The sequence below is a fragment of the Sinorhizobium fredii genome (assembly GCF_002944405.1).
GTDB lineage: Bacteria > Pseudomonadota > Alphaproteobacteria > Rhizobiales > Rhizobiaceae > Sinorhizobium > Sinorhizobium fredii_C.
Window position 1 is genome coordinate 381,537 of sequence record NZ_CP024308.1, and the last position, 6,345, is coordinate 387,881.

A 6,345-nucleotide genomic window follows, 5' to 3' on the forward strand; every position below is an offset into this window, starting at 1 on the left:
GAGCTTCGCCATGGCTGATGAGCGCCCCAAGGGTTCTTATACCTACCCAAACACGTCAGATGATCCGGACCGGACGAACGTTTTAAAAAACAGATGGGGAATTGAAACCCATTCCGAGTTACGCGTGAAAGAGTATCGCGCGACCGCCGTGCGGATGGCGGAAATTGCTGAAGGCGACGGTCCAGAAAGGCAATTTTGACAAAGCCCACTTGAAGGCGATTCACGGCTGGATTTTTCAGATGTCTACGAATGGGCCGGTCATACGCGCAACGAAAGTCCGATAGTTGAGGGGCAGCGCGTAGAGCCGATCGGTGGCCTATCCAAGGGCGGCTCGTCATTCCTGCCCGGCTCGCGCATAGAAATGGCCTGGACGAGGCGTTGAAGCCGATCCGAGACCCGCAGGCCCTTCGCAATGCAACGCCCGAAAAGTTCGCTGAGCGGGCCGGAAGAGTCCTCTCAGAGCTGAATTATGTGCACCCGTTCAGAGAGGGGAACGGACGTGCCCAGGAGGCGTTTATTTCCGAGCTGGGCCGCCATTACGACCACGAGATCGACTTCTCCGCAATTACCAAACCGCGCATGATCGAGGCGTCAATCGAGACCACGAACGACCGTCCAGTCCCGTGATGAAGCACGTCATTGAGGACGCGATGAACCCGGGCCGTCGGGAGGCCATTCGATCCGCATTCGAAGACTTGCGCGAGGTCGGGGAAGAGCCTTTGCACCATCATGTTCGCACTGCCCGCGCCCAAATCACTGGCCACATTCTCGGCCACGACAATCGCGTCGCCAGCCTTGTGACCGATCAAGGGATTGTCGTCGCCGATCGCGCGGACCTGCCGGAGAAGTTGCCAGACGAGGAGGAGATCACCTTCACTGCCCGGTCGGACTTTTCCCGAGTGAGGCGAGAGCAGTCGGCCCAGGAGGCGCAATCGCAGCCGGGGCCAGCGCGGCAGCCACAGCAGGACCATAACCCGGAGTTGAAGGCGATCGAGGCGCAATTGACGGCACAGCGCAGTCGGGAGCGTGATGACCACGATCGCGAGCGGTAACCTGCCCACCGGCTCTTTAAGCTGCAAGAGCTATCCGTGAGCAGAAGGCGCCGATGTTCTGCGCCCTCTCCTTCCGTTGGGTGATTTGACGGACAAGCTACGATAGCCCCTCCCCCAGGCAACCGCTGGCGCGGTCCTCCACTTTTGTTGCGGCCCTTCGGGTGCATGGGCTCGCTTCGGCTATCTCCGTTTTTTGCCGTCAACCGACGGAAGGAGACGGCAATGCAGAGCATCAAGGACACCTACCAGCGCATTACCGATGCCATCATCGAGCAGCTTGAAGCCGGCACAAAGCCGTGGATCCGGCCCTGGCGCGGAAACAGCCGCGGCTCCCTCGTTCCCCGCCGCGCCACAGGCGAAGCCTATCGCGGGATCAACGTCCTAATGCTGTGGCTCGCAAGCGAGCTCGCCGGCTACGAGGAAAGCACCTGGATGACCTACCGCCAAGCTCAAGATCTCGGCGGCCAGGTCCGAAAGGGCGAGAAAGGTTCCCTCGTCGTCAAGTACGGCACCTTCACCCCCAAGGAGCGCGAGGATGACGACGAACGCGCAATTCCCTATCTCAAGGGCTACACAGTCTTCAACGTCGAGCAGATCGAGAACCTTCCAGACCGGTTCTATCGACCGGCCGAGGATCTGCCGGCGACGCCAGTTCCGCATCTTGAGACCGTCGAAACCTTCGTCCGCAACACCGGCGCGGCGATCACCTACGGCGGAACAACCGCCTGCTATCGTCCCGCCCCCGACGACATCCTCATGCCCGATCGGGCACGCTTCGCGGACGAGGTTCACCTCTACTCGACCTTGCTGCACGAAATGTCGCATTGGTCAGGCGCAAAGCATCGCCTCGACCGTGACTTGAGCGGCCGATTCGGCAGTGAAAGCTACGCCGTCGAGGAGCTGGTTGCCGAGCTCTCCGCTTCATTCCTCTGCGCTGATCTTGGAGTGGCCCACGATCCTCGCGACAATACCGCCACTTATCTGGAAAGCTGGCTCAAGGTGTTGAAGAACGACAAGCGGGCGATCATCACCGCAGCCGCCAAGGCTCAGGCCGCAGCCGACTTTCTGCACGAACTTCAAACGACTGGCATTCCGCCAGTATGATCCCGCGCAAAAGTTCCCCGCGGGGAACTGTGTCGCGAATTCCGTCGCCGCCGGCGGTTTGTTCGTCAGCGCAGACGGGCATCACTATTTGCGTGTGATGAATCTGGGGGAGGGGAAGGGGCTCGCTTCCCAGAAACGAGTTCCCCGCGGGGAACTATGGACAAGCTGCCGCTCTGCAGCCTAGGCCGCCGCATCATTAGCGCAGCCTTTTGCCGATCATCATGATCTGACCCACCTTCTCCGAATCGGGACGACTGGGTTGGCGCCAGTTCGACCCACTTCATGTTCAAGTTCCCCGCGGGGAACCGGTGGCAAACTTCGTCGTGACTGCTGCGTTTCGCCGGCACGGACGGGAATATTCAGGTTTTTGCTTCACGGTCTGGGGCGCTGCGTGCCTATTCCCTCTGGTGCCGGAAGTTCCCCGCGGCAAACTGTGAAAAACTTAGCCATTCACATCTGATCTGAATTCACGTGCCACAATTGATGCGCCGGGCCGAATCGGAGTACTGGTTAGTTGCGGAGAAAACTCGAAATTGCGGGTTTTTGAGTAGTTATGGGGTTGTTAGCAGATCGTTAACCACAACAGCGGTTAAGTGGTGAGAGTGACCACCAAGGATTCTTTTTGATGACGCGACACCTCAGCAGTCTTTCCTTCATGGAGAATTTCTCCAGCAAGCTCGAGCTGGCGTTGAACAATTTGAGCATGGCGCAGTTCCCGCCGGATGCGCGGCGCACTATGCGCAAGTTCACATCTACCGAAGTCGCTCAGCTTTTAGATGTCACCGAAGCCTACATCCGGCAGGTTGCTGCAAAGGAGCAGGGCCCTTCCCCCGAAATCTCCAATGGTCGCCGGCTCTATACCCTAGAGCAGGTCCTTGAACTGCGCATGGCGCTCGCCGCCAATGGCCGAAAGAAATGGATGAATCCGCGCCGTTCAGGCAACGAACAGTGCCAGATCATCGCAGTGACCAATTTCAAGGGCGGCTCCAGCAAGACGTCGACCACCATCCATCTTGGACATTACCTGGCTTTACGCGGCTACCGCGTTCTAGCTGTTGATCTTGACCCGCAGGCGTCGCTGACAGCTCTGCATGGCAATCTCCCGAACTTCGACTACAGAGGCGGGGATACCCTCTATTCGGCAATTCGTTTCGAGGATCCGGTTCCAACAACGTCGATCGTTCACCAAACGCATATCGCCGGCTTCGACGTGATATGCGCCGGCCTCGAACTCACCGAATTTGAAACGGCCGTCGCGCTGGAGATGCGACGGGCTGGAGGGACAGGCTTTCTGCTTCGCGTTTCCCAGGCCCTCGAACAGGTGGCGGACGACTACGATTTCATTCTGATGGATTCGGCGCCATCTTTGAACTTCTTGACGCTGTCATCCCTCACCGCTGCGACAGGCGTCGTTATCCCTGTTCCGGCGCACATGCTTGACGTGGACTCGACCGCCAAATTCCTCGAGCTCGCTGCATCATATATGCAGATCCTCGATGAGGTAGGCACGTCGGCGCAATGGGATTTCGCGAAGTTCCTCATTACGAAATTTGAACCTAACGACCACCCCCAGGCCAATATGTCAGCCCTCATGCGGCAGGTGTTTGGTGAAGACCTGCTGTTGAACTCCGTCATCAAGTCAACTGCGGTCGCAGATGCGCTCACCTGGAAACAAAGTCTGTACGAGGTGCAGCGGACGCGCTTCTCCGCTCCTAAGACCTATGACCGCGCCATCGAGTCCATCAATGCGGCCAACGCCGAACTGGAAAGCCTGTTCTGGAAGGCATGGGGGAGAGAATGAGCCGCAAGGATTCGAAAGGTCTGTTTGCTAACGTCCTGGGTCAGCTCGAGAGCTCGCCTGAAAGGGGAGGTGGTCAGAGAACGACGTCCCCACATCTTCTGAAAGTGGCGGCTGGGGTCAGGCAAATCCAGGAGCGCAGCGAGTTCGCTGAGCGGCTGCTGAAGGATGGCGGTCAGATCATCGAGGTTGACCCGGACGATGTTCTGGATTCGGCGATTCCGGATCGCTTCGCGTCCGCATACGATGCGGCGAATCTCACCGAACTCATGCAGTCGATGGGAGAGCATGGGCAGAGTACACCCGGCCTTGTGCGCGCAGTGCAGGGAGCCGCCAAGCCGTTTCAGATCGTTTTCGGTCGCCGTCGACTCGCAGCCGCCAAACTCTTGGGCATTAAGTTCAAGGCGATAGCACGGGATCTCAGTGATGAGGATGCGGTCGTTCTCCAGGGCGAGGAGAATAGCAATCGCAATGATCTCTCCTTCATAGAGCGTTGCCTTTTCGCGCATTCGCAGGAGGCGGCCGGTTTCGGTCGCGATGTGATCTGTAAGTCACTGAGCACTGGCAAATCGCATATTTCGGAAATGATCCGGCTCGCCAACACATTGCCGCGAGAGATTGTGCTGGAGATTGGCCCGGCCCGAGAGATCGGCCGTCGGCGCTGGCTAGACCTGGAAGCTCGATGGGCGGCACATGCGGAGCCGCTCCAGGCGGCCCGGGAAGCGCTCAGCCGACCCGAAACTCTGAGCGGAGGAAGCGACGTCCGATTTACCGCCGTCTTTGACGTGCTCGGCGCGGAGCGAGACTCCGCCTTAGCGACCGCAGACGCCACGCAGCTCGTAGCCCACGGCCTTGTTTTGGGGCAGGTGAGCCACGCCAAATCCGGCTCCAAACTCGCCTTCAACAAATCCGTGCCAGCTGGGTTCGTCGACTTCGTTGCGGCGCAGATTGAGACTCTGCACGATCAGTTCGTGCAGCGAAATAGATAGTAGTTCACAGAATTGGAACTAGGAGGATAACCGCAAAAGAAAAAGGCCCCCAAACGTTGCCGTCGTGGAAGCCCTTCTCTGTGTTCTAGCAGACCGAGAATCGCATTTCCCCGAATCCCAGTCAAGAGTCCTTTGGCACCGTTTTTTGGTGAGCGGATTTCTTTTGCCTTCTGAAAGGTAAAGGAAAATGCAGAGTCGAAATGTGACGACGCCCTTCGGGCGGCGGCCGATGTCGCTTGCCTTATTAAAAGGGCAGATGCGAGCGGCCGAGATCAAGCCGGGCAAGACCGCCGACAAATGGAAGGTGTTCCGCGACGTCTGCGAGGCGAGGGCGGTACTCGGTATCCAGGACCGAGCCTTGGCCGTCCTGGATGCGCTGCTGACGTTCTATCCGGCCAACGAGCTTTCCGAAGACCGCGGACTCGTGGTCTTTCCGTCGAATGATCAGCTCTCGGTACGTGCCCACGGCATTGCCGGTACGACCTTGCGGCGACATCTCGCGGCGCTCGTCCAGGCCGGTCTGATCCAGCGGAAGGACAGCGCCAACGGCAAGCGATATGCCCGCAAGGATGACAGCGGGGCAATCGAGGAGGCGTTCGGCTTCAGCCTGGCGCCGCTTCTTGCACGCGCCGAGGAGTTGGCGCACGCCGCGCAGCAGGTGGCGGCGGAGCGCAAACGCTTCCGTATTACCAAAGAAGCGCTGTCGATCTGCCGGCGCGACGTCCGCAAGCTGATCAGCGCCGCAATGGAGGAGGGGGCTGCCGGCGACTGGGGACGCATCGAAGAGGCCTTCCTCGAGCTGACCGGCCGCATCCCCCGCACGCCGACGACCGCGGATATAGAACCCGTCCTCGACGAAATGCAAATGCTGCGGGAGGAGATCGTCAACCGACTGGAAATTCAGGAAGAAACCCCAAAACAGGACAGCAATGCTGTTCAAAATGAACGCCACATACAGAATTCAAATACCGAATCCAGCAATGAACTTGAACCTAGCTCTGGAAAAGAGCAGGGGGCGAAGTCGAACCAGACAAGCCGGACGACGAGCGAGCCGATAAACGCGTTTCCTTTGGGCATGGTGCTGAAGGCTTGCCCCGGCATTGCCGATTATGGCCCCGGAGGGGCGGTGGGGAGTTGGCGTGACCTGAGGTCGGCCGCCGTCGTCGTTCGCTCGATGCTGGGGGTCAGCCCGTCGGCCTATCAGGATGCCTGCGACGTCATGGGGCCCGAGAGCGCCGCGGTCGCGATGGCGTGCATTCTCGAGAGGACAGGGCATATCCACTCGGCCGGTGGTTACCTGCGGGATCTGACGGGGAGGGCGCGACGAGGGGAATTCACGCTCGGACCGATGTTGATGGCGTTGCTGAGAGCAAATGGCGAGGAAGCGCGGCGCGTGTCGTGA

At 59.3% G+C, this 6,345-nt stretch carries 4 protein-coding genes and 1 pseudogene; all 5 read left to right on the top strand.

The window, feature by feature from the left end; genetic code table 11:
• Window positions 1-10: 10 nt before the first annotated feature.
• The 5 genes and pseudogenes from NXT3_RS33120 to repC all read left to right on the top strand — a co-directional run bounded on the left by NXT3_RS33120 (window position 11) and on the right by repC (window position 6,345).
• A pseudogene (locus tag NXT3_RS33120) lies at window positions 11-1,052 on the top strand (Fic family protein).
• A 222-nt stretch (window positions 1,053-1,274) separates the two neighbouring features.
• Complete coding sequence (locus tag NXT3_RS21210) at window positions 1,275-2,156, top strand: ArdC family protein (RefSeq protein ID WP_104840312.1); 882 nt, start codon at window positions 1,275-1,277, stop codon at window positions 2,154-2,156.
• Between the two features lie 625 nt (window positions 2,157-2,781).
• A complete protein-coding gene (repA, locus tag NXT3_RS21215) occupies window positions 2,782-3,957 on the top strand; it encodes a plasmid partitioning protein RepA (RefSeq protein ID WP_104840313.1) in 1,176 nt (391 codons plus the stop codon).
• Window positions 3,954-4,943, top strand: coding sequence for a plasmid partitioning protein RepB (repB, locus tag NXT3_RS21220; RefSeq protein WP_104840350.1), 990 nt, complete (start codon window positions 3,954-3,956; stop codon window positions 4,941-4,943). The genes repA and repB overlap by 4 nt, the downstream gene beginning before the upstream one ends.
• A gap of 187 nt (window positions 4,944-5,130) precedes the next feature.
• The gene (gene repC, locus NXT3_RS21225) at window positions 5,131-6,345 is read left to right on the top strand and encodes a plasmid replication protein RepC (protein WP_104840314.1); all 1,215 of its coding nucleotides are present in this window, start codon (window positions 5,131-5,133) and stop codon (window positions 6,343-6,345) included.

Coding starts and splice junctions, on each gene's coding strand:
- NXT3_RS21210 (WP_104840312.1), top strand. CDS start 1,275: ATGCAGAGCATCAAGGACACCTACCAGCGCATTACCGATGCCATCATC.
- repA (WP_104840313.1), top strand. CDS start 2,782: ATGACGCGACACCTCAGCAGTCTTTCCTTCATGGAGAATTTCTCCAGC.
- repB (WP_104840350.1), top strand. CDS start 3,954: ATGAGCCGCAAGGATTCGAAAGGTCTGTTTGCTAACGTCCTGGGTCAG.
- repC (WP_104840314.1), top strand. CDS start 5,131: ATGCAGAGTCGAAATGTGACGACGCCCTTCGGGCGGCGGCCGATGTCG.